Origin of the sequence: Arthrobacter sp. fls2-241-R2A-200 (genome assembly GCF_030209745.1) — a bacterium.
Taxonomy (GTDB): Bacteria; Actinomycetota; Actinomycetes; order Actinomycetales; family Micrococcaceae; genus Arthrobacter.
Window position 1 is genome coordinate 19,483 of the sequence record NZ_JARVRJ010000010.1, and the last position, 21,954, is coordinate 41,436.

The 21,954-nt window shown below is 60.2% G+C and carries 22 protein-coding genes, 1 tRNA gene and 1 pseudogene; 11 read left to right on the plus strand and 13 right to left on the minus strand.

Annotated features, from left to right (window positions below; translation table 11 throughout):
* The first annotated feature begins 122 nt into the window (after positions 1–122).
* From QRN42_RS12440 to QRN42_RS12480, 9 genes and pseudogenes are all read left to right on the plus strand, one after another.
* Positions 123–959, plus strand: coding sequence for a ParA family protein (locus tag QRN42_RS12440; protein ID WP_410550080.1), 837 nt, complete (start codon positions 123–125; stop codon positions 957–959).
* Between the two features lie 6 nt (positions 960–965).
* Entirely contained in the window at positions 966–1,865 is a 900-nt protein-coding gene (locus QRN42_RS12445; RefSeq protein WP_284979480.1) for a segregation and condensation protein A, read from the plus strand.
* Positions 1,858–2,514 (plus strand): SMC-Scp complex subunit ScpB, encoded by a 657-nt coding sequence (gene scpB, locus QRN42_RS12450; protein WP_284979481.1) that lies wholly within the window; start codon positions 1,858–1,860, stop codon positions 2,512–2,514. The genes QRN42_RS12445 and scpB overlap by 8 nt, the downstream gene beginning before the upstream one ends.
* Positions 2,515–2,665: 151 nt before the next feature.
* Positions 2,666–3,877 carry a pseudouridine synthase gene (locus QRN42_RS12455; RefSeq protein WP_284979482.1) on the plus strand — a complete coding sequence of 404 codons (1,212 nt, stop codon included), beginning with the start codon at positions 2,666–2,668 and terminating at the stop codon, positions 3,875–3,877.
* A gap of 3 nt (positions 3,878–3,880) precedes the next feature.
* Positions 3,881–4,987, plus strand: a complete 1,107-nt coding sequence (locus tag QRN42_RS12460; RefSeq protein ID WP_284979483.1) for a prephenate dehydrogenase — start codon at positions 3,881–3,883, stop codon at positions 4,985–4,987.
* Positions 4,987–5,700, plus strand: coding sequence for a (d)CMP kinase (cmk, locus tag QRN42_RS12465; protein WP_284979484.1), 714 nt, complete (start codon positions 4,987–4,989; stop codon positions 5,698–5,700). Before QRN42_RS12460 ends, cmk begins: the two co-directional genes overlap by 1 nt.
* Before the next feature lie 55 nt (positions 5,701–5,755).
* Positions 5,756–6,437: pseudogene (locus QRN42_RS12470) on the plus strand (lysophospholipid acyltransferase family protein).
* Positions 6,438–6,447: 10 nt separating this feature from the next.
* On the plus strand, positions 6,448–7,998 hold the full coding sequence (der, locus tag QRN42_RS12475) for a ribosome biogenesis GTPase Der (RefSeq protein ID WP_284979486.1): 1,551 nt from the start codon (positions 6,448–6,450) through the stop codon (positions 7,996–7,998).
* Between the two features lie 171 nt (positions 7,999–8,169).
* A tRNA-Pro gene (locus QRN42_RS12480) sits at positions 8,170–8,246 on the plus strand.
* On the opposite strand, the gene QRN42_RS12485 is transcribed toward QRN42_RS12480, so the two are convergent.
* From QRN42_RS12485 to QRN42_RS12545, 13 genes are all read right to left on the minus strand, one after another.
* A complete protein-coding gene (locus tag QRN42_RS12485; protein WP_284979487.1) occupies positions 8,209–10,002 on the minus strand; it encodes a recombinase family protein in 1,794 nt (597 codons plus the stop codon). The genes QRN42_RS12480 and QRN42_RS12485 overlap by 38 nt on opposite strands.
* 2 nt (positions 10,003–10,004) lie before the next feature.
* On the minus strand, positions 10,005–10,652 hold the full coding sequence (locus QRN42_RS12490) for an ImmA/IrrE family metallo-endopeptidase (RefSeq protein WP_284979488.1): 648 nt from the start codon (positions 10,650–10,652) through the stop codon (positions 10,005–10,007).
* A 29-nt stretch (positions 10,653–10,681) separates the two neighbouring features.
* Positions 10,682–11,080 (minus strand): helix-turn-helix domain-containing protein, encoded by a 399-nt coding sequence (locus QRN42_RS12495; protein WP_284979489.1) that lies wholly within the window; start codon positions 11,078–11,080, stop codon positions 10,682–10,684.
* Positions 11,081–11,265: 185 nt separating this feature from the next.
* A complete protein-coding gene (locus QRN42_RS12500) occupies positions 11,266–11,580 on the minus strand; it encodes a hypothetical protein (RefSeq protein WP_284979490.1) in 315 nt (104 codons plus the stop codon).
* 87 nt (positions 11,581–11,667) lie between these two features.
* The gene (locus tag QRN42_RS12505; RefSeq protein ID WP_284979491.1) at positions 11,668–12,672 is read right to left on the minus strand and encodes a DNA-methyltransferase; all 1,005 of its coding nucleotides are present in this window, start codon (positions 12,670–12,672) and stop codon (positions 11,668–11,670) included.
* Entirely contained in the window at positions 12,665–13,639 is a 975-nt protein-coding gene (locus QRN42_RS12510) for a replication-relaxation family protein (protein ID WP_284979492.1), read from the minus strand. The genes QRN42_RS12505 and QRN42_RS12510 overlap by 8 nt, the downstream gene beginning before the upstream one ends.
* The gene (locus tag QRN42_RS12515; RefSeq protein ID WP_284979493.1) at positions 13,636–15,807 is read right to left on the minus strand and encodes a type IV secretory system conjugative DNA transfer family protein; all 2,172 of its coding nucleotides are present in this window, start codon (positions 15,805–15,807) and stop codon (positions 13,636–13,638) included. Before QRN42_RS12515 ends, QRN42_RS12510 begins: the two co-directional genes overlap by 4 nt.
* Positions 15,800–16,018, minus strand: a complete 219-nt coding sequence (locus QRN42_RS12520) for a hypothetical protein (RefSeq protein WP_284979494.1) — start codon at positions 16,016–16,018, stop codon at positions 15,800–15,802. Before QRN42_RS12520 ends, QRN42_RS12515 begins: the two co-directional genes overlap by 8 nt.
* A 165-nt stretch (positions 16,019–16,183) precedes the next feature.
* On the minus strand, positions 16,184–16,330 hold the full coding sequence (locus tag QRN42_RS12525) for a hypothetical protein (RefSeq protein WP_284979495.1): 147 nt from the start codon (positions 16,328–16,330) through the stop codon (positions 16,184–16,186).
* A 152-nt stretch (positions 16,331–16,482) separates the two neighbouring features.
* Complete coding sequence (locus QRN42_RS12530) at positions 16,483–16,689, minus strand: hypothetical protein (RefSeq protein ID WP_284979496.1); 207 nt, start codon at positions 16,687–16,689, stop codon at positions 16,483–16,485.
* Positions 16,686–16,937 (minus strand): hypothetical protein, encoded by a 252-nt coding sequence (locus QRN42_RS12535; protein WP_284979497.1) that lies wholly within the window; start codon positions 16,935–16,937, stop codon positions 16,686–16,688. The genes QRN42_RS12530 and QRN42_RS12535 overlap by 4 nt, the downstream gene beginning before the upstream one ends.
* A gap of 9 nt (positions 16,938–16,946) precedes the next feature.
* Positions 16,947–17,255, minus strand: coding sequence for a hypothetical protein (locus QRN42_RS12540; protein ID WP_284979498.1), 309 nt, complete (start codon positions 17,253–17,255; stop codon positions 16,947–16,949).
* A gap of 46 nt (positions 17,256–17,301) precedes the next feature.
* On the minus strand, positions 17,302–17,580 hold the full coding sequence (locus tag QRN42_RS12545; RefSeq protein ID WP_284979499.1) for a hypothetical protein: 279 nt from the start codon (positions 17,578–17,580) through the stop codon (positions 17,302–17,304).
* Positions 17,581–17,781: 201 nt separating this feature from the next.
* Here QRN42_RS12545 and QRN42_RS12550 point away from each other — a divergent pair, with 201 nt between their 5' ends.
* Entirely contained in the window at positions 17,782–18,900 is a 1,119-nt protein-coding gene (locus QRN42_RS12550; RefSeq protein ID WP_284979500.1) for a hypothetical protein, read from the plus strand.
* 576 nt (positions 18,901–19,476) lie between these two features.
* Entirely contained in the window at positions 19,477–21,954 is a 2,478-nt protein-coding gene (locus QRN42_RS12555; protein ID WP_284979501.1) for a type I restriction-modification system subunit M, read from the plus strand.

Sequence of the window (21,954 nt, forward strand, 5' to 3'; positions counted from 1 at the left end):
CGCTGGGACCCGGGGGATCAGCGGCAGGGAAGATCGTCGTCGAAAGAGTGGTTAGATACGTGGGCATCGAACGTGGAACAGCGACGCTGGAAGGCACTGAAATCGATCTGGAAGACGCCGTCATGGGCCCCACGGGCCGCCCTCACCGCGACTTCCCGGAACCCGCTCCCTTGGCGTCCCATGGGCCGGCCAGGGTCATCGCCATGGTCAACCAAAAAGGTGGCGTAGGTAAGACCACCTCCACCATCAACCTTGCCGCGGCGCTCGCAGAATACGGCAGGCGTGTGCTCTTGGTCGATTTCGATCCCCAGGGCGCACTCTCAGCAGGCCTCGGCGCCAACCCGCACGAGCTCGACCTCACTGTTTACAACGTGCTCATGGACCGCAAAGTGAGCATCGAGGACGCCATCCAGAAGACCGGCGTCGAGGGTGTGGATCTTTTGCCCGCGAACATTGACCTTTCCGCGGCCGAGGTCCAGTTGGTCAACGAGGTGGCCCGCGAGCAGGTTTTGGACCGTGCCCTGAAGAAGGTGGAAGATGACTACGACGTCGTACTCATCGACTGCCAACCCTCCCTTGGCCTGCTGACCGTCAATGCTCTGACCGCGGCCCACGGCGTCATTATTCCGTTGATCTGCGAATTCTTTGCCCTCAGGGCCGTTGCCCTCCTCGTGGAGACCATCGAGAAGGTCCAAGACCGCCTCAACCCGCGCCTGCAGGTGGACGGAGTCCTGGCAACGATGTACGACGCCCGTACACTGCACAGCCGGGAAGTGATTTCCCGCCTGGTGGAGGCTTTCGGCGACAAAGTGTTCGAGACTGTCATTAAGCGTTCCATCAAGTTCGCTGACGCCACGGTGGCTGCGGAGCCGATCACCAGCTATGCCGGCAACCACATCGGCGCAGATGCCTACCGCCGTCTTGCAAAGGAACTGATTTCGCGCGGCGGCGCGCCCTAGCCCATCGTGGTTCCGTCAATCGCCCCGGCCACTGAGGCGCCCACAGAAACGGACGCAAGCCCGCGGAAGGCCGGCTTCGAGGTGCGCCTGGCTAACTTCACCGGCCCGTTCGATCTCCTTCTGGGGTTGATTTCGAAGCACAAGCTCGATATCACCGAGGTGGCCTTGGCCACGGTGACCGATGAATTCATCAAGTACATCCGGCGCCTCCAGAAACTGGGGGAGGACTGGGCGTTGGATGAAGCCAGCGAGTTCCTGGTCATTGCCGCTACGTTGCTGGATCTCAAAGCTGCCCGCCTTCTTCCTGCCGGAGAAGTCGAAGATGCCGACGACATTGCCCTCCTGGAGGCGCGGGACCTGCTGTTCGCCCGCCTTCTGCAGTACAAAGCGTTCAAGGAAGTTGCGGGCATCGTGGGTGCAACGCTGGAGGAGGAAGCCCGGAGGTATCCACGCCACGTGGCTTTGGAGCAGCATTTCGCTGCCATGCTTCCCGACCTTGTGTGGCGGCACACCCCCGAGCAGTTCGCGGAGCTGGCTGCCGCGGCACTCAAACCCAAAGGCACCGCACCGGTTGAGGTGGGGTTGGACCACCTCCACGCACCGCCGGTCAGCGTCAAGGAACAGGCCGAGATCATGGGTTTCCGCTTGAGACTGGGTGCGCCGCTGTCCTTCCAAACGTTGATTGCCGACGCCGACACAACGTTGGTGGTGGTGGCTCGCTTCCTTGCGTTGTTGGAAATGTTCAGGGATCGCGTTGTTGCCTTCGAACAGCCGGAACCGTTGGCCCAGCTGACCGTGCGATGGACCGGAGCCGACGCGGAGTGGGACAGTTCCAGCCTGAACGAGGAATACGAAGCAGGACGCGACGCTGGAGAAGCTGGAAGCGCAGGAGACAGCAATGAGTGAAGAGGGAACCGTCCAGGACGGCCTGGCAGAACTGAATCAGCTGCCCGGCGGCCCGCGGGGCGCGCTCGAGGCAGTCCTCATGGTCATTGACCAACCGGCCACCTCGGCCGAGCTGGCCGCAGGACTGAACGTCACGGTCGCCGTCGTCGAGGAATTGCTGCAGGACCTGCAGCGGGAGTATAGCGGCTATACTGTTAAAGCCCCGGACGTGGATGCTGTCGGCTTTTCCCATGACAGCACTGCACCCCGGGGTTTTGAATTGCGGAACGTCGCCGGTGGGTGGCGGATCTACTCGCGGCCGGAATTTGCCGACGTCGTGGGCAGGTTCGTCCTCGAAGGCCAGACCACCAGGCTTACTCAAGCGGCGCTTGAAACACTGGCGGTTATTGCTTACCGGCAACCGGTCTCCAGGGCCCGGGTGTCCGCAATTCGCGGCGTCAACGTTGATTCGGTGGTCCGGACCCTGACCCAGCGGGGTTTGATCGAGGACTCCGGAACCGATCCCGAATCGGGTGCTGTCCTCTACCGGACAACCTCGTACTTCCTGGAACGGATGGGCATCGGTTCGGTGGCCGAACTGCCGCAACTCTCGCCGCATCTTCCGGGCTTGGAAGGCATCGACGAGTATTACGACGCAAGCCGCATGTAACGCCGGGCCGACGCCCGGACTGCTTCAGAACTTCATACTGATTCACGCACCACACCCCGGTGCACAGCGACAAAGGGCAGACGATGTCTGCCGGGCTGGCTAGTGTTGATTTCATCAACGAACGCCGGCCATTACTACACAAGGACGGGTCATGACACAGGCGGGACGCCAGAGTTCACCACGTAACGGTTCGGGACGCAACAGCTCCGGACGCAATGAGGCCAAGGGCGGCAACGGCCGCTCCAACGCCGGCGGCTTCTCCGGCCGCGGCGGCAGCGCCGGCGCTGGAAAGCGCAACTTCACCCAGGGCGAGGGCCGCCCTTTCAAGGCTTCTAAGCCTCGCGAAGCTGCCCCCTTCGATCCCGACAACCCCACGACGGCGGGCGGTTACGATCGCGGCGAGGCGGCAAGGCCTGCCAAGCCGTTCCGTAAGCCGGGCTCCAACAAGCCAGGCTTCGGGAAAGCCCCGGGCACTCCCGGCGCCATCAAGCCCAAGGCAAAACCAGCCAAGCAGTTCGGCTCCAAGGCCTTCGGCAGCGAACGCTTCGGCCAGAACCTTGGTCCCATTCGCAAGCCAGGACGCAACCGCGGCCCGCGCCAGGAAGTTCCGCAGTCGGACCTGCACGACGTCGACGGCGTGCGCCTTCAGAAGGTCATGGCCCAGGCCGGAGTGGCCTCGCGCCGCGTGTGCGAGGAAATGATCCTCGAAGGCCGCGTTGAGGTTGACGGCCAGGTCACCACTGAACTCGGCATGCGTGTCGATCCCACCGCTGTAGTGATCCACGTTGATGGCATCCGGATCCAGCTCGATGAAACCCTTGTCTACATGGTGTTCAACAAGCCCAAGGGCGTTGTATCCACCATGGAGGACCCGGAAGGTCGCCCCTGCATCAGCGACTTTCTGAAGAACAACAAGAACAAGGGCGAACGCCTGTTCCACGTCGGCCGGCTCGATGTCGCCACCGAGGGTCTTCTGCTGCTGACCAACGACGGCGAACTCGCCAACCGCCTGACACATCCTTCCTATGAGGTACCCAAGACATACCTGGTGCAGGTGCGTGGGCCGTTCCCGCAGGGTGTCGGCGCCAAGCTGAAGGCCGGCGTCGAACTTGAAGACGGCTTCGCTGCCGTTGACTCTTTCAAGTTGGTTGACTCAACCCCGGGCCACGTCCTGATCGAGGTTGTCCTCCACTCGGGCAAGAACCGGATCGTGCGCCGTATGTTCGACGCCGTCGGGTTCCCGGTGGAGCGGCTTGTCCGCGTCAAGGTTGGCCCTATCGGCTTGGGTGACCAACGCCAGGGCAGCATCCGCAACCTCGGCAGGCAGGAAGTCGGACACCTCCTGGCATCTGTAGGACTCTAGGGGATGTCGGCATTCAGTACGCACGGCAGGGGCCATCTCGATGGCCCTGTCGTCGTTCTCGGCACGGGCTTGCTGGGGGCCAGTATTGGCCTTGGCCTCCGCGGACGTGGAGTTCCCGTCTACCTCTTCGATCCTTCGCCTACCAATCAGGCGGTCGCGGTGGACATCGGGGCAGGACGCCCCTTGGCCGAGTTGGACCAAGCACCCCAACTGGTAGTCGTCGCCGCTCCGCCTGACGTGACGGCCGACGTCGTGCAGAAGGCTCTGGCGGACTACCCGTCCGCCGTCGTCGTCGACATCGCCAGCGTCAAGGCAGGCATCCAAGCGCAACTGCGGGAACGCGGCGTGGACCTCTCCCGGTACGTGGGGACACATCCCATGGCGGGCCGGGAGAAGTCCGGACCGGTCGCGGCCAGGGGAGAGCTTTTCACCTCCATGCCATGGGTGGTTTGTCCGTCGGAGGAGACCGGCAGTGTCGCCCTGCAAACGGCGCGCTCACTCGCAGCTGATCTCGGGGCCATCGTGTCCCAGTTCACTGCGGACGAGCACGACGAAGCCGTGGCGTTGGTTTCCCACCTTCCGCAGGTCATGTCTTCCCTGGTTGCCAGCCGTCTGCAGGGTACCCCCATGCACGCGCTGTCCTTGGCGGGCAACGGGCTCAGGGACACCACGCGCATCGCGGCCAGTGATCCGACCCTCTGGGTGCAGATCCTTGGTGGCAACGCGGAGAAAGTGGTGCCCATCCTGCATGGGGTCCGCGAGGACCTGAATCGGCTGATCGGTACCTTGGAAGAACCGCTGGCCCCTGGCGCGCGGCTCGATCTTGCCCAGCTCATCAGTGAGGGCAACGCCGGCCAGGCGAGGATCCCCGGTAAACACGGCGGTCCACCGCAGGCCTACTCGTGGCTGACCATCCTCGTGGATGACAGGCCTGGGCAAATCGCGCACCTCCTCACCGAAATCGGTGAGATCGGTGTGAACCTTGAGGACCTGCGGCTGGACCATTCCTCGGGACAGAATGTAGGCATGGTGGAGCTCTCCGTTCTTCCCAGCAAGCACGACCTCCTTGTTGAAGCCTTGACCGATCGTGGATGGCGGGTACTCCAGTAATGACACGTGAATTTTTTGGTCCGGAGACCGTTGCGCGTCCCGGCAAGCCCCTCGTGATCGCCATCGACGGCCCTTCCGGGTCTGGTAAGTCGAGTGTCAGCAAGGAAGTGGCCCGCCGATTGAAGTTGGCATACCTTGATACGGGCGCGATGTACCGTGCACTGACCTGGCACTGCTTGAAGACCGGCGTGGATCTTGAGGACGGAGCTGCCGTGGAGCAGGCCTCAAAGACCATGCCCCTGGAGATCAGCACCACCAACGCCACTGAGTACGTAGCAGTGGATGGTACCGACATCACGGACGAAATCAGGGATCCTTCGATTTCTTCTGCGGTAAGTGCGGTGGCCACCACGCTGGGTGCCCGGACGGAACTGATCCGCCGCCAACGCGAGCTCATCGACCAGCACCATCACCGCATGGTGGTGGAAGGGCGCGACATCACCACTGTTGTTGCTCCAAATGCCGAAGTCAGGATTCTCCTGACGGCCAGCGAGGAAGCCAGGTTACGGCGTCGCGGGATCCAGCTGGGAGGGACCCAGAGCAGTGCGCAACTCACAGCGCAGGTCATCCATCGTGATGCCAAGGACTCCACGGTAGTCAACTTCACCCAAGCCGCCGACGGCGTGGTAACCCTGGATTCCTCGGACCTCGACTTTGAGGAAACGGTGGACACAGCCCTGGCGATCGTCAGCAAGGTTATCTATGGAGAATAGGAACCATTCGCCGGCGATCCTTCCATCCCAGTGGGCGCGGCTATGGAGCCGCCCCATCGGCTGGATCCTGGACCACCTCATTTACCGGACCCTGGTGACGGGCAAAAGCAACGTTCCCGCTGCCGGGCCTGTGCTTTTCGCTGCGAACCACATCAGTTTCCTTGATGGGCCTGTGCTGTTCGGAGCGTCACCGCGGCCGATGCACATCCTCGTCAAGAAGGAGATGTTCGCGGGCGTCCTCGGGAAGGTCCTCAGAGGCTCCGGCCAGATTCCGGTGGACCGGGACGGTGACCGCACGGCATTGCATACCGGCAAGAAACTGCTCGACGCCGGCCGTTGCGTCGGGATCCTCCCTGAAGGCACCCGGGGGACCGGTTCAGCAGGGAGCATCAGCAGCGGGGTTGCTTGGCTGGCACTCAATTCCGCGGCAACAGTTATACCGGTCGCCATACTTGGGACCCGTCACCGTGACGAGCACCGCGACCATATCCCCAGACCACGCCGCAGGCTGTATGTCAGCTTCGGCGAACCCCTCACGGTGAAGCGCCGGACGGGCGAACCGGGGCGTGTTTCAATGGACAGGGCGGCTGCGGAGATCCGCACGGCTTTGGCCGGACACGTCCAGGACGCTATCGAATCCACAGGCCAGGCCCTCCCCATGGAGCCTGTGCCCGGAGAAACCGTCTCCGCAACACCGCCAAACAGCAGTAGCCGGGACGCCGGCAGACCACCACTAAGGAAAGTGCAATGAGCGATACGACTCAAAAATCCGGCCTCCATGGAGCCGGCGACGACGAATACACGCCCACCGGCACCGACCAGGTGGCTGAGAACCTGGCGGCACTGGACGACGACGAGGCGGAGCTCCGCGCCGCCAGCCTCCGGGCGGGCCTGGAGGACTACGATCTCGATGAGGACGACGCCGCCCTGCTCAGCGGCGAGTTCGGCGATGAGGGTGAAGAAGGCCCCCTCAAGCTTGATCCCGTCCTTGCCATCATCGGCCGGCCGAACGTGGGGAAGTCCACGTTGGTCAACCGCATTCTCGGCCGCCGGGAAGCGGTTGTGGAAGACACCCCCGGCGTCACCCGCGACCGTGTCATGTACTCCGCCCACTGGAACGGCCGTAACTTCACGCTGGTAGACACCGGCGGATGGGAACACGACGCGAAGGGCATCCACGCCCGCGTAGCCGAGCAAGCAGAAATGGCTGTGGAGCTGGCTGACGCTGTTCTCTTCGTCGTGGACTCCGCCGTTGGCGCCACCGCCACGGACGAGGGCGTCATGAAGATGCTGCGCAAGAGCAAGAAGCCGGTCATCATGGTGGCCAACAAAGTGGACGACTTCGCGCAGGAAGCAGATTCGGCAGCACTGTGGGGCCTCGGCTTCGGGCAACCGTACCCCGTATCGGCATTGCACGGCCGCGGAGTGGCCGACCTTCTGGACCACGTGATGGACACCCTGCCGGAGTACTCGTTGGTAGAGGGTGTGGAACGCTCGGGCGGTCCGCGCCGCATCGCCCTGATCGGCCGCCCGAACGTCGGTAAGTCCTCGCTGCTGAACAAGCTCGCAGGCTCTGAACGCGTTGTGGTGGATCCGCTCGCCGGTACCACGCGTGACCCGGTTGATGAGTTCATCGAACTCGGTGGCCGTACCTGGCGGTTCGTGGATACTGCCGGTATCCGTCGCCGTCAGCACATGGCTCAGGGCGCCGACTTCTATGCGTCACTGCGTACGCAGGCCGCGCTCGAAAAGGCGGAGGTCGCCGTCGTACTTCTTGCCGTTGACGAGGTGCTCAGCGAGCAAGACGTCCGCATCCTCCAGTTGGCGATTGAGTCCGGCCGTGCGCTGGTCCTCGCGTTCAACAAATGGGACCTGTTGGATGACGAACGTCGTCGCTACCTCGAACGCGAGATCGATCAAGACCTGGCGCACGTTGAATGGGCGCCGCGAGTGAATATCTCGGCCAAGACCGGCTGGCACAAGGACCGCTTGGTTCCGGCGCTGGACATTGCCCTGGAGAGCTGGGACCGCCGCATCCCCACCGGCCGCCTCAACGCGTTCCTGGGCGAACTCGTCGCAGCGCACCCGCACCCGGTCCGCGGCGGCAAGCAGCCGCGCATTCTCTTCGGAACACAGGCATCCAGCCGGCCGCCGAAGTTCGTGCTCTTCACCACGGGTTTCCTGGACCCGGGATACCGCCGCTTCATCACGCGGCGCCTGCGCGAAACGTTCGGCTTCGAGGGCACACCCATCGAGGTCAACATGCGCGTGCGCGAGAAGCGCGGCAAGAAGCGCTAAGTGTCCGTCGTCGGAGTTGGCTGTGGTGAAAAAGAGACGGTCATCACAGCCGACTTTGACCCCGATGGACGCGGCACCCTCCAACGTCGTGTAAGCTTTTGGAGGTGGTTCGGCCGGACTGCTTAGGAGAGACTTTTCGAAGGATTTCCCAGGCGGAGAACGGTGGACCAGCGGGCTGTAGCGCAGCTTGGTAGCGCACTTGACTGGGGGTCAAGGGGTCGCAGGTTCAAATCCTGTCAGCCCGACCAGAGTCGCTTTATTCGAACCATGGTTCGAGTAGATCGACTTTAGTTTGAACAACAGAGATGGCGTCGAGAAATCGGCGCCATTTTTGGTATCCAGGAACTGCCCGGTAAGTACGCCTGAAACGCCCAAAACCGCCCCGATTTCGGGCGATTGGGCCGATCCTGGTACCAATACCGCCCGGGAAGATTTGGTCGATCGGTAGGCCGCCTGGGCGGCGAAGATGTCGTCGAACGGTTGATTCAAATCGGCGCCAACTGCTCCGTCTTGGTAGACGAAGAATCGGTGAAAGAAGGATTCGTTGAGTAGTCTCCGAACCTTGTCGGTCGCCTTCTCGTAGTACGCCTTCGGGTCAGCAATCTGATCAATCGCTTTGGTGAGAAGCTGGCCGCCTACCGCAATCTCTTCGCCGATATTCGCGAGGCTATCTTCAATCCGGGAACGTTGCACACGCAACTCGTGCATCTTCTCGCGGATCTTCGACGGGGGCAGAATCCCATCGGCGGCCATATCCACGAGCCTGCCCTCTTTGGCTTCTACTTCGTTCAGCTGATTCGTGTACTTCGCGTACATCGCTTTGAGGTCTTGCTGTTCACCAAGCAGGGCTTCTTCGAGTCGCGTGCGCACATCCCGTTCAAAGTCCTTGTCGAGGACGAGTCGACCATAGGACTCGGCGACGCTGTCTTCAACGAGGTAGGCCGGCAAATACGGAAGGTCACACTGGCCTTCCTGACGAGCCCGGCAGAAGAAGTACTCATGAATGGTGCCACCCCGCCCTTTCGCCTGCATGTAAACAACGCGGCTCTCCCGGCCAAGCTTGAAGCACTTGCCGCAGTACAGCATGCCCTTGAGAAAATGATTGTGGATGCGGTCCCTTGTGCCTGCGCCACTCCGTGAGCTCATGACCTCTTGCACCTGATCGAAGAGGTCTTGCCCAATGATCGGCTCGTGTCGGCCCGGATAGGCGTCGCCCTTATAGATGACGTACCCGACGTAGTACGGGTCCTTGAGCATGTGGTGGAGCTTGCTTGCAGAGACGGGCCCTTCGGGGAATCGCGCCGTGCGGCGACTGGTCAAGCCCAGATCCGCCATCGTCGCCTCCAGTTGCTCAATCGAATACAGCCCGGTGGCATAGAGTTCAAAGGCCTTGAGTACCAACGGCGCCCTCACTTCGTCTAGCCCGACGCTGTTGATCATGCGACCGTCGATGTCTTTGCGGATATTGAGGTAGCCAAGTCTGGCCTTACCTACCGTGCCACCGTTGACGGCTTTGTTGCGCATCTTAATGCGGATATCTTCGCCGCTGAGCTGATTCTGCACCTGGTTCATGATGTCCGTGACAGCTTCCATGGCTTCCGCGTAGGTGCCTTCACCAAAGTCCTCACGTGCAGAGAGCAAGCGCACGCCGAGCTTGTCGAGATGGCGCCGAGTGATGGCCGCGTCGGTGAAGTTGCGGAAGGCACGCGAGCGGGCGTAGACGATCACATAGTCGACGTCACGGTTGTCCTGTAGGAACGTGAGGAGGGCTTGGAAAACGGGGCGCTTCTCGATCGTCTGGGCTGACACGCCCGGCTCGACGAACTCCTCGATGATGTCGGCGTTGACGGCTTCAGCCTTCTGCTTACAGATGTCGCGCTGTGTGGCGATGGAGTTGCCATCCTTGTCGATGTCGATGGCAGTTTCTGTCTGTTTCTTGCTTGAGACGCGCAAGTACAGAACTGCTTTGCGCGGTCTCAGTGCTTCGATTTCTTCGATCGTCATCGTCATACTCCTTGTATTTGGGTGCGGCGATTCATGCGGTACTGCCATGAACGGGAGAAGGGAGTGCTTTGGGGTGTGCATCGCGGGGCAGGTTCGGCGATGCCTGTTTGGCGCAGTCGCACGGTCATCGCCGCTTCGGACACCTGAAAGTATGCGGCGAGATCAGCCGTCTTCTGCATACCGCCGTAGTAAGCGCGCTTGAGCAACTTTTTCGGAACGAGCAGGCAACCGGCAAAGTAGTCAGCGGCTTGCTCGGCCTGTTCAGCAGGTGTGGCGTCGCGGCTTCCGACGTACAGGGCGTCAGCGCGGTTGTGGTCGATGATGTGCTTGTACTCATGAGCTAACGTGAAACGCTGGCGGCTGTAGTTTTCGTGCTTGTTCAATTGGATAATCCAGCTGTTGCCGTTCCAGAAGCTGGCGCCTGATACTGGCGCATCGACCATCTCGATTTCAATCTTGGGCAGATCGGCGATGAACTCAACTGGCACGGGACCGGTCTCGATGCCGTGGAGCTCCAAGAGACGGGTCGCTTGGTGTTCGGCAACTTGCTTAGCCTCAGCCTGGGAGCGGACTTCCCGGTTAGGAATGAGGCCTCGGAGAGTAGCCAGGACGCTCCGTTCGATATATCTGTGAATATGTTCGTTGGTCATGGCTTTCTCCTTTCTGAGAAGTCGTTTGGTTATTCGTCCTCGCCTGGTCCTGGACCGTTATTTATATCAATGCCGTGCCGTGCAGCGACATCGCGGAAATGTTCTTCAATCTCACGAACTGCGCTGTCTGGCATGCCTTTGAACTTCGTCCGGAGGTACGGACTGAGAGTCGGGAGGTCGGAGCCCCGCAGCAGGCTCGACTCAGCCAGGATGTCGGTCAGTGGAAGCTGGAGAACGTCAGCAATGGCGCGCAGGTTATCCATACGGGGACTCGCAACCTGCCCGAGCTCCAGCCGTGTGATAGTCCCTTTGGCCACGCCTGCTTGGCGGGCAACCTCACTGGCTGAAAGGCCCAACTTCTGACGCTGATTTCTGATGGTTTCAGCCAAGCCTTGAATATCTTTTTCCTGCATTTCTTCTATCTCCAATTCCTGTTTGTATTATGAATCTCTCGTTCAATTCGTTCAACGATTTAAGCGAATTCCACAACAGAAATTTCGTCAAGAAAGGAAGGACTTCCTTAAGCGTTCTTAGGTAAACAGTGATGTCCGGCAAGGACAGCGGAGGCGCTCTTACGAGTGCTACTCACGCTGCCCCTGCCGATGGTCTCGAACTAGCGTCCGCGAGCCGGGCGAGTTTTGATCGCCTCCGGATCGCTGCCAAACAACTGAGCAATCGCCTCACGGCGGGCAGCTGCTTCGCGGTCGATCTCCGCCATGGCGGATTCCGCCTGCGAGGCGAGATCGGCGTTTCCCTTGATGCCAGCAATGTGCGCCATCAAGGCCTTTCTGATCTCGTCAGTGATCGTACTGCTCCGCAGCTGAGCAATCAGCGTCAGTTGGGTGTGGACGTCCTGTTCGAGCCGGATGGCAAGAGTCTTGATTCCTGCCGGGTTCTGGCGATCGCCGCCAGTAATGGGTGTCGTCATGACAACTCCTCGGTGTGTGCGACTGGCGAGATCCCAGGTTGGAATCCTCGTCACCAGCCGCGGTGCACCGATGAGGTGTCGACCGAACTATTCGTGAGGTGGTGAGCGTGGGCGGGCGGCGACTATGCGGGCCAGCGCCTCTTCTGCGAAAGTGGGGTTCAGTTCGATACCCACCCACTGACGACCCAGGGCTTCGGCGACGACCGCAGTCGAACCACTCCCCATGAAAGGATCGAGGACTATGCCCGGCTCAGGATCTCCCTCATGGGCGCAGGTTGCCTGGAGAGCTAACCGCGTGGCCGTCGCACCTAGCCTGCGGATCGGTCGTCGCCACGGTGCACGGCAGGTTACGCAGCGAGCCTCAGGTGCGCCGGCTTGGATGCATTTAATGGCGAGCGGTTCGGGGAACGCAGCGTGATGGCTACCCTTGCCTGCGGCCGTGGCGATCGTCCAGACGTCGCCGGGATTTTTGCCGAGTGGGTGACCGACAATGCCCCGCGCCTTCATCGCAGCGAGGCCCGTCGTAGAGTCGGCGTTCGGTCCCCGCCACCTTTCCTTGCCGGGGCGACGAGTTGCTGGACACGGTGGGTTACCGGGTCGCGAACGGTGCGGCCTCCGGATTGCATCCAGGTCGAAGTGATAACGTCCCTGCTTTGCGAACAGATAGATGACCTCGTGAGCTGCGGTTAGCCGATCGCCTACGCTGCTCGGCATCGGGTTGGGCTTAGCCCAGATGATCTTGTTCCGAACAATCCAGCCGTCCTGTTGCAGGAGCTGAGCAACGCGCTCCGGCGCTAGGAGCAGGCTTTTCGACGGTGCCCCTTGGCGCGGGTGGTTGGCGTAGGTATCACCAAGATTGAGCCAGAATGTGCCTGTCGACACTAAGACCCGGCGGATCTCGACAGCAATTGCACGAATCGCCTCAGCCCACGCGTCCACGTTAGCCTCCAGGCCTAGTTGCCCGTCCGCGCCATAATCACGCAATCGAAAGTACGGCGGACTCGTTAGGCACATATCAACCGAGTTCGGTGGAAGCTTACGCAGTTCATCCAAGGCATCCCCGACATAGAGAACGTTGACCGGCTCACCCATGCCAAACCTCCTGGACCAGCTGCGCCGCCGCCTCATCCAGTGCATAAATGCGGTAGAGCTCCGGTGTCACCTTTGTGCCTCGGCGCAGCGCTCCCTGCAACGCTTGACGACGGCGCTCTGCCAGTTCTGGACGGTAAGCGCCCATTGCCCAGACGACACTAGGAAAGCCGCCAAAGTCACGCTGTTCGATACCCGCCTGGTAATAGGCTTCGTACTGCTGACACTTCCCGAGGACAGTCGGCAGACTCTCATGACCGAGGTCGACCTCAACGAAGAAGGCCTGGACATCCTGATCACCGGGGCGGGCGGCAAGCTCAACATAGAGATCGGGACGAAGCACCTGCGCACCACCAAGACGGTCAGTGTAATAGCGACGAGCCTCCTTCTCCGGAGCCACATTCGCCACCTCAGCGCCGGACGCATTAGCCGTAGCGATGAGGCCAATTGCCACATCGGCAATGGCCAGTGTGTGATCAAGGAATCGCGCTGATGGCTCTGGGAAGCGCCTGCGTCGCCGACTGGATTCTCCGCCTCTTTGAATACGCTCGCCTGTCGTATCCATGAAATAGACCAGACCCTCTGAGCCTGCTCGAACCCCACCGACACGACGATTGAGAACACCCAGAACGCGCTCACGTCGCAGTCGCACCAGGACGCGGCGACAGGTGCGCGCACCGGTTTCCGCCGATGCATGGTCGGCAAAGTGCAAGGCCTCAATATGTTCGGCCGTCAGGAATCGAAACCGCTCGACAGACGATAAGACAGCGCGGTCACGGTCACTGAGCTGAGCTTCGATGTCATGCAGACGACGACGGCTTACCCGTGGTCCCGTATGAGCTCCGGTGCTAGCTGAAGCACCAGTATTCGGCGCCACAATTCGCATTGTTTCGCCGTCGACCTGCGGCGATGCAACTTCCGGCTTCGACGCGAACGGGTAGCCGACCGGTAGTGCATCTTGGGAAGTCATGGCTGACTCCTTCTACGCCGCCCACCGGTCGTCTGACTCTCGGCTATGGGATTCAGGACACTGCGCAGTCCGCGTTCGATGGCGTCGGTGGGCTGGCCGAACTGATTGCGACTGCGCGCCCGGATCGTGGCGGGCGACGACGTTTGCTTCGGAACGTCGAGCGTTACACCGGAGGCCCAATCAGTTACCGCACCGTTGCGAACGAGCTGAGCGTAAACGTGGCGCGAAGGCAGCGCCATGAAGTCTTCGGGTTCAAGGCCAGGCGCCATACCAGCCGCCGCCTTGGCGTCCCGGGATGCAAGTTGGAAGAAGACGCGAGAGCGACAATTGGCTTCAAATGCCGTGCGCATACTCGTCGGCAACTGATCCAAGTACTGGTGCGCCACATGGAAGGCGGCACCCAGGCCGCGCGAGGTGGCAAGCGCATCCCCGATATCGGTCGGCAGTCGTAGGTACTCCTGGACCTCGTCGAGATAGATCATGACCGGATGACGGTCGTTTGTCGAAATACTGGCACGCTCCTGGATGGCCTGCCACAGTTCAGCAACCACCATAGCTCCCAGCAATTGGGCAGCTTCAGGCCCCAGCACTCCCTTCTGAAGAGGCACGAGTAGAATCTTCCGCTCCGTCAACACCTGACGGACGTTGAAGCGCGGAGTGGGCTGTGCCAGAACATGACGCAGGTGGGGATCGAGTAACGGGCGCAGCTTGTTCATGAGCGGCGCAGTGACTTGGGCACTTGCCTCTGGCGTGAGCTGCTCATACCAGTGCCAGAACGGCCCAGCCGAGAACGGGTCACCACCTGCAATTTGATTGGTGACCGACTGCCGGAACTTCTTGTTGTTGAGCAGAATTGGCAGCATGGCCATACTCGCATCATCGCGTTGAGCCAGCGCGAGAAGCGAATGCCGCAGGATGTCAGAACTACGCGGGCCAAGCTGGTCACCGTACAGCGCGTGGAAGGTGCCGAATACTTGATCGGCGACAAGCGCTGGGCTGCGCCCATGACCATCGAGCGGATTGATGCCAACCGGCACGTCGTCGAGTGGATCGAGAACGATGACGTCGCCTTGACGCTCCTTCGGAACGTGCTTGAGGACGTCCCGAATCAGATCCTTGGGTTCGATTACGACGCAGCTACGCCCCGCCGCCATGTCATTGATGATCAGGGACAGGAGCATGGAACTTTTACCCACACCGGTCGGTCCCATGGCCCACAGATGATGACAGCTATCGGCTGGCGACAGACCAAGCCGGCCATCCGTAGTGCCTGGAGCCGTCGCCAAAGCGACAATTCGATCCGTGGACGACGCCTGAAAGGAAGGCCGAATTTGCCGTGGGTGAGCGGGAGGTTGGCCAGGATAGGCCACTGCACCCTCGCCTATTGGCCAGGCGCTGAGCATGCCGACTTCAACGGCAGACAAGCGCTGCCCGAACGCGAAGCGCGGCCAGTCGGGACTCGGTTGGTTCAACTTCTGGATATGGTCAAAGTGCACCTGGAAGCGGAGTCCCGGCGCCACCATTGAGCGGAAGGCATTGACCACTCCACCGATGAGCGTTCGGCGACGCTCCTCTTCGCTGGCTCTGACGCCAATCCGAACATAGCCAGCAAAGCCGTGCTCGCCTTGTTTGTTTTCGACACCACGGGAAACACCGCGACGCTGCTCCGGCTGGATACCGCGAAGCACCACCGAGGCGATGCCCTGGTCGACCTGCGCAATTGTGCGGGGTGTCAGCTGTGGGGCGAACCTCGGCCCCAGGATCATCTGTATAACCAGGCTCTCGTTGCCCTGCACGGCCGTCAGACTAGCCAGGAGGGAACGTGTCGAACCCTCGGGAGATCGAGGTTCCAGTGATTGGGCGGGCGCATTGACGGTCACTCGCCGAACCGCCTGCGCCGGTAGTCGTTCGCCATCCTCGGCGACCACGATGGATCCAGCAACTAGGCGCTCAATGTCTCGGCGAACGGCCGACGCATGTCGCCGCTGTGTGCCGACGAGGTAGCGGATGCCCTGACGACTGGCCCTGGCTTCCAATATGATTTGCGGGGCGTGGCTTTGGGCGCTCCACAGGCGCAACAGGTTGATAGCCTGCTCATCCTCAAGGGGACGCGGCCAATGAATTTCCTGCCACATCAGCTGCCGAAGGACCAATTCAGAACTACTCATCATCAGTGTCCTCCCGGCGACGCTTGACGCCTTTGCGCTCGTGCTGCGCCTGAGCGTCCCGCTCAGCTTCCGCTTGAGCCATGGCGATGACTGCGCGGCTAAGCTTCCGGAGGTCAGGACGATCGCGCTGCACGCCTCGGACGACGATCTTGCCTTCCTGGCGCGGCGTAGTCGTGCGCCTCCGATTTGGACGCTTGTTTCTCATGAACATGGTTGTTTCCCTCCTTCCTGCGGTGTTGTGATTTGCCGCCACCGTTCAACAAATTGAACGATGTCTGAGCCTTAGTATGCGTTCAATAAGTTGAACGTTCAACTGTTTTAGCGCAAACCACAACACCGACTGGAAGAGCTCTACAGCTGTTTTGTGGCGATGGAATTAGTACCTGTTGCGCCGGTATTGGATGACTGCCCAGACGGCCCAAATGATCGACGCGACGCCTACGCAGCCCACCAGGAACGGCAGGATCGACTGCAGAACCTGCGTCGCGCAGTACAGCGCGATCACGGCCAGAAGAACGGACATACAAGCTCCGATCGCCCGGTCAAACCAGGATCTGGGGCTCGGGTCGACACTCACTGCTGGCGCTTTGATGAGGTAAGTAATTCGGACATGACAAATACCCCTTTCTAGAGGCATCTTCGAGGGGCTAAGCCGGAGGAGCTCAGGAACGGACGCTACCTATCGCGGCGCATGTCGTGCATAGCCCGGCGATATGCGGCTTCGAGGCGATTTACCGATTCATGAGCATCCCGGGTGACATTGGTAATTCGATCCCGGGTGGACGCCGACCGGTCCCGCCAGTAATCAGCAACGACAAGATATGCGGCGGCAATGGAAGCTGCGCAGGTAATCACGATGGCAATCCAAAAGAGCGCAGTCATGACCGCTGGGGACCCTTCGGCCAGGTTTCCAGCGCCGTCAGGGCCATGGCGGACATCTGCTGTGATACCAAGCTCAGATGCCGTGCTGTCGCTGGCGATGTAGCTTTGATGGTTCTCGCAACCGTGTCCAGCTCATCCACCAGCGTCGCGATCCGCCCGACGAACAGGCGGACTGCCGCCTCATGTTGCAGCACTTCGGGCTCCGCGAAATCAACAGGTCTCAAAAGATTTTCGAATTCGTGCTTCATGGCTCGCCTCTACCGTTGGAACCGGCGGACTTCCCACGCCGCATACTCGGCGAAGGAATCGGCGATGAAGTTCAGACGCTCGGCAGCCCGCGGGTCACCGTTCGCCTGAAACTCGGCCTCACGACTGAGCATCCCGCTCAGGTGCATGCCCGTTGCGGCCACATAGCCGGCAGCATGAACCCGTGCGGCTGTCACGAGCCCCCGCGAGACTTCGGCGTTCTGCGCTCGTTGGAGAGCCTTGCCCTCCGACCGCGAGAAGCCCTCTGGTGGATTGAACGGCATGACCCTACCGCTTGGACGGGGAATGAGATCGGACATGACTTCTTCCTTTCCGTTGTATCGATGAGGACGGCAATGATGGCCGTCAGTACTGTTCCAATCGGAGCAATGCGAACTGGGACCGTTCGGCCAGAGCCCCATCATCAAACTGCTCCAAGAGCTTCAGGCAGACGCTCGGGTGTGAGACGCCGATGACTCCGCTGGAATCCGCGATGCCACGGTTCGCGCCAGGCGCAGCCGTGCTGGGGCCGTGCCATTCCAGCTGCTTAGGAGGCGCCTCCGATTCGTCGGTTGCGATCCGCGCGAACAATATGCCGACGCCCGTGAGTTCGTCGTTGCCGAAGGGAGGTAGTTCGCTGGACATGATCTTGCCTTTCTGATTGTTCCGAGAGCCCGCCTTTTGCGGGTCCTGTAACTAAGGCTGAAGCTGACGGATCAACGGAAATAGAGGGCTGCTGCCGTGCCGTCGCGGAGTCGTGCCGTCCAGCTGCGATTCCTTGCGGCCTATTGCGGAGACCTTGACTGCGGTAAAAGCGGGTCGCATAATGCACGGCAGAGGAGGTATATGAGGGACGCTGACAATGAGAAACATCCGAAAGCGCGAATTATCGAATTCCTTGGCGCAAGTACTCGGAATGGCCTCCACGGGACGAACGGACGGACGACGGCGGTGGACCTCGGCAACGGGCACCTGCTCGATATCCAGTTCATCGAGGATGCTGTCAGCGCTCAGAGCCAGAAAGACATCTCGTCATTTGTCCTTGAGCTTTACCAGGGCAGGGTCGCCACTCTCGCCTTGGAGCCTTCTGAGCTTCTGAAGCTTCGTGCCACGCTGTTGCTGGGACTTGGAGAAGCCCGATACCTCACTTCGGATGAACGCCGGGCGGCGCTTGCACGCACCTACCGTGTGTATGTTCCACCAGGAAAGAAACCCCTCGAGGGTATCCATCAGTTCAGGGACAGATACCGGGACGTTAGGCGGGTCGAACGAGAGGATGTTCTCGCGGGCGTTGCCGGCATCGTGGTAGAGATGCTCGAGGCCTCGCAGGCTCGGGTCGCTACAATCGGTTCAAAGCCCCCCTGGACCTACGAGATTGTCGACGCGCAGGATGACTACGTCTATCCCGCCAGCGCCGAGGGTCAGATCCGCACGGTCATCCGCAGGCGCACTATCCGATCGACCGTTCCCGCACTTACCGAGTTTCGGCAGACGTACACCGACCGCACCCCGGGTGGGGCGATGCCGGAAGTCCAGAACGTCGGACAAGGCCAGCTCACAATCGAGAACCTCCGCGCCTACGATGAGAATGGCGTCCCCGGATACCGCTACGACATTGTGATTACTTTCCCACCACTTCAACGTGGGGTACCCCTCGAAGTTGCCTGGCTACTTACCCACCGACTCACTTATCAGGATCAGTGGCGGCCCGGTGCCGTACATCATGTGCAGCTGACTCCAGCCGTGCCAATCGGGAAGCTTTCAATCGGCGTCCGCTTCAGTCCGCCGGAGGTCCCAGAAGGAATCTGGCGTATCGACAACGTTCCGCCTCAGAACATCCGCCAAGCCCACGCCCGAGGCGAAAATCTCACTCCGAGTCACGACCGTGTTCAGGCGAAATGGGAGGACGTCACGTTGGGCCGTGCTTGCGGCATTGTTTGGTACTGGCCCAAACACATAGACTGAGCGCAGCCACCGGGGTCAAGCACGCAGGAGACACCATGGAACTCATCCGAGGCAACCTTGCCATTCGGGCGCTTCTTCGCGGTGGCGAGGGAGATACCGACGGGGAAAGTGACAGCGGAAGCTCCGACGGAGACGGCGATCACCCCTGAGGTGCCTAACCCTTCGGTCTAAGGGCGGCCGAGATCCTCCGCCAGCAGCCGGAGGCGACCTGCTGAGAGCAAGCATCTGAGTCTCTAGCTGGCGCGGATGTGCGCAGTTCCTCAAGTCCATCATCTGGCAGGCTGCTTTCAGGGTAGTCGGCCTCGGATTCTTCCGCATCCGGGGCTTCGAAGAGGCCCATCGGACTTCCTGTAGGTGTAGGCAGCGAAGCCAGTCTGCTTCTACCAGTAGGGAGAAGCACCCTTCGAAATATATGCCGATTGTGGTATACTTTAGGCCAGTTAGCGGGCCGTGGTTGAGATCCCTCCCCATCCGCAAACCTACCCAACACAGCCGACCTCACCTGATTTGTCGCAGCTCCCCGGTAGATTGAAATCAACACTAAGTGGCTACCGTCGTGTGGCTGGAGACTGCCGCATGACTAGTTCAACCGAAACAGGATCGACGCAAGGGGTACGAGCCGTGGCGCTCAAGAAATCGGATCTTTACAGTTCGCTGTGGAAGAGCTGTGACGAACTGCGCGGTGGCATGGATGCCAGCCAGTACAAGGACTACATCTTGACGATGCTGTTCGTGAAGTTCGTCTCCGACAAGTCCAAGATCGATCCGAACTCGCTGATCGATGTGCCAGCAGGTGGTTCCTTCGACGACATGATCGCTACCAAGGGCGATAAGGAGATCGGCGATCGGATCAACAAGATTATCGCTAAGCTCGCCGAGGCCAACGACCTACAGAAGGTCATCGACCTGGCCGACTTCAATGACGAAGAAAAACTCGGCAAGGGTAAGGAGATGCAGGACCGTCTTTCGAAGCTGGTCACCATCTTCCAAGACCTGGACTTCCGTGGCTCCCGCGCCGAGGGCGACGACCTGCTGGGGGACGCCTATGAATACTTGATGCGACACTTCGCGACTGAGTCAGGCAAATCTAAGGGGCAGTTCTACACGCCGGCCGAGGTTTCACGCATTCTTGCCAAGCTTCTCGGCATCAACGCTGACACCCCGTTCTCGGCCACTGCATACGACCCGACTTGCGGATCCGGATCCCTCTTGCTCAAAGTCGGCGACGAAGCCCCCAATGGCCTTACCCTCTACGGCCAAGAAAAAGACAACGCGACCTGGGCGTTGTCTAAGATGAACATGATCTTGCATGGCAATGAGATTGCCGACATCCGCAAGGGCGACACGATCACGAGCCCACAGTTCACCAAGGGCGACCAACTCGAAACGTTCGACTTCGTAGTGGCCAACCCGCCCTTCTCGGTTAAGTCGTGGAGCAACGGCCTGGAGAACGAGTTCGGCCGCTTCGAATACGGCATGCCGCCTGAGAAAAACGGCGACTACGCCTTTCTGCTGCACATACTGAAGTCGATGAACAGCACTGGCAAAGCAGCAGTCATCCTTCCCCACGGCGTCCTGTTCCGCGGTAATGCCGAAGCCGTCATTCGTAAGCGCCTGCTTAGGCAGGGGTTCATCAAGGGCATCATAGGCCTGCCCGCCAACCTCTTCTACGGTACCGGCATCCCTGCCTGCATTATCGTGCTCGACAAGGAAAACGCAGCGGCCCGTACCGGTGTCTTCATGATCGACGCCTCTAAGGGATTCATCAAGGACGGGAATAAGAACCGCCTGCGATCCCAGGACCTACACAAGATCGTCGACGTCTTCACCAAGCAGACCGAAGTCGAGCGCTATTCGCGGATGGTATCGCTCAGTGAGATTGCCGATTCGAAGAATGACTACAACCTAAACATCACGCGCTACATCGACTCATCTGAACCGGAAGACATCCAGGACCTGCATGCTCACGTCCATGGCGGCATCCCCGAGCGCGATCTCGACGCCCTTTCCGGCTATTGGGACGCATTCCCTGCCCTCCGCTCTGCGCTCTTCAAGCCAAACCGTTCCGGATACAGCGACTTGGCTATCGATGTGGCAATCGTGCAGCCGACCATCCTCGATTCTGAGGAGTTCAAGCAGTTCGCCAAGGATATAAACGTGGAAGTCGACGACTGGTTTGATACCCACCGCGGCGAATTAACAGGAATCACCGAAAACACCAAGCCCAATACATTAATTGAAGCGTTGGGTGACGACTTATTGGCTCGATTCAAGCACACCCCGCTGCTGGATGAGTACAGCGTGTATGAACAGCTCATGTCCTACTGGCACGATGTCATGCATGACGATGTCTTCCTTGTCATGAACGACGGGTGGACTGGCTCAGCAAATCCGCGCAAGACCATTGACGATAAAGAGCGCAAGCTATCGGAGACACCAGACTTGGCAACCGGCTCAGGCCGCAATGTCGCAAAGTACAAAATGGACCTCATCCCGCCCGCCCTTATAGTTGCACGCTACTTCGCCGATGAGCAGACCAAACTCGACGAGCTCAACGCAACCGCCGACGAAGCCAGCCGCAGCGTCGAAGAATACACCGAAGAACACGCCGTCGAAGACGGACTTCTTGTAGAAGCCATGGACGACGACAAAATCACCAAGGTTCTGGTAGCCGCACGCCTGAAGGCCGCTAAACGTGAAGGCTCCGACCCTGATGAAGTGAAAGCGCTGGAGCATCTGATATGGCTATACAGCTCAGAAACTGTAGCCAAGAAGGCTGTCAGGGATGCGCAAGCCGACCTCGACCTCGCCACGCTCAAGAAGTACGGCGAACTCAACGAAGGCGACATTAAGCAGCTTGTACTCGACGACAAGTGGAATGCAACGATCAGGCGTCGTGTTGCAGAGGAGGTTAATGGGCTCACTCTTGAACTAGTTGAACGAATCAGGGAACTTGGTGATCGATATAAAGAAACTGTCGACGACCTCGCCGATGAACTCACCAAGCTAGAGACAAAGATGACTAAGCATCTCTTCGATATGGGGATTAGCTGA